Below are 1,060 nucleotides of genomic sequence, written 5' to 3'. Positions count from 1 at the left end.
CGAACAGGGTTCTAATGGACAAGCGGTTTTATCGCCTTGGTTGCAAGCGCAAGAAGCTTCTGGCGCTCTTTCAAGCAATATGCCCCTCCATGTTGGTGATCCGGTGCGGTTGTTGAACCCCCATGGCGAAATTGGTTCTGCCTCTCTGGTGGTGCGCGATAGCTATAGTGAGGATGCGCCTAATCCCGCACGCTCTTTCCAAGAACTTGCTCTGTGTTATGCCGGTGGCGCTTTGCGGATGACAAAAGATGAACTTATTCTCTCCCATGGGGAAAATCAAATTCATTTGAGTGCACAAGGTTTGGTGCTTTCTCATCAAGCAACCCGTGTTGAATTAACGGGCAGTGTGCACATTCAAGCAGAAGATTTACAGCATAATCAAAAATCTGTTGGCGCAAGCCACAAACACGGTGGGGTCAAAATGGGTCCCTCCACAACCTCTTCCCCTCTTTAAAGGAGTTTTATCATGCGTGAGAACACTTATGTTATTTTAACCAATGCCGATTTTGTTGCAGGCAAGCGTTCACCAGGCAAGGGTGAGGAAATTTGTTTAAGTGAGGAAGCGGCTAAATATCCGTTGCTGCTTGGTCAGATCGCTGAAAAACCAGCCCCTGTTGTTGCTGCGGCCCCAACGGTCTCTACCACAAAGACAAGCAAAGGGGCTTAAAGCATGCGGTGCGGGATGAGCGAAAAGGATGGCTCTCTCTTGTATGGCTTTGCGCATTGTCAACAGTCACTTCGTAAATGTCTGACGACAAGAATTGGGACACGGGTTTTGCGTCGTCATTATGGATGTGATGTTGGAGCATTCCAAGATGCCAATGCTGATCCTGCGACGATGATGCAGCTTTATCAAGCAATTGTTGAAGCACTCGATGATCCAGAGTGTGGAGAGCCTGGGTTCTCGTTGCAGAGGATTGATCTGACAAAAGCAACGCGTGAAGGCACGTTCCATTTTGTTTTAACGGGTGTTTTTTATCCCAATGGGCATTTGGGAGATTGGTCACACCAAGAGCCAATGAGCATCAATTTAGAGGTTGGTGATGACTGAGTTTGAACC

3 protein-coding genes are annotated in these 1,060 nt (G+C 47.9%); all 3 read left to right on the top strand.

Going from position 1 to position 1,060, the window contains the following annotated elements; genetic code table 11:
• Positions 1-454: baseplate assembly protein (locus ACFING_RS09880; protein ID WP_375630789.1), on the top strand; the 454-nt coding region annotated here is incomplete at its 5' end.
• A 12-nt stretch (positions 455-466) separates the two neighbouring features.
• A complete protein-coding gene (locus ACFING_RS09875) occupies positions 467-667 on the top strand; it encodes a hypothetical protein (RefSeq protein WP_375620339.1) in 201 nt (66 codons plus the stop codon).
• A gap of 3 nt (positions 668-670) precedes the next feature.
• Positions 671-1,051, top strand: a complete 381-nt coding sequence (locus ACFING_RS09870; RefSeq protein WP_375613760.1) for a GPW/gp25 family protein — start codon at positions 671-673, stop codon at positions 1,049-1,051.
• Positions 1,052-1,060 lie beyond the last annotated feature (9 nt).

This window comes from Bartonella sp. AP150HLJHH, from assembly GCF_042196385.1.
Lineage (GTDB): Bacteria > Pseudomonadota > Alphaproteobacteria > Rhizobiales > Rhizobiaceae > Bartonella.
This window is presented reverse-complemented; position numbering and strand designations above follow the sequence as displayed.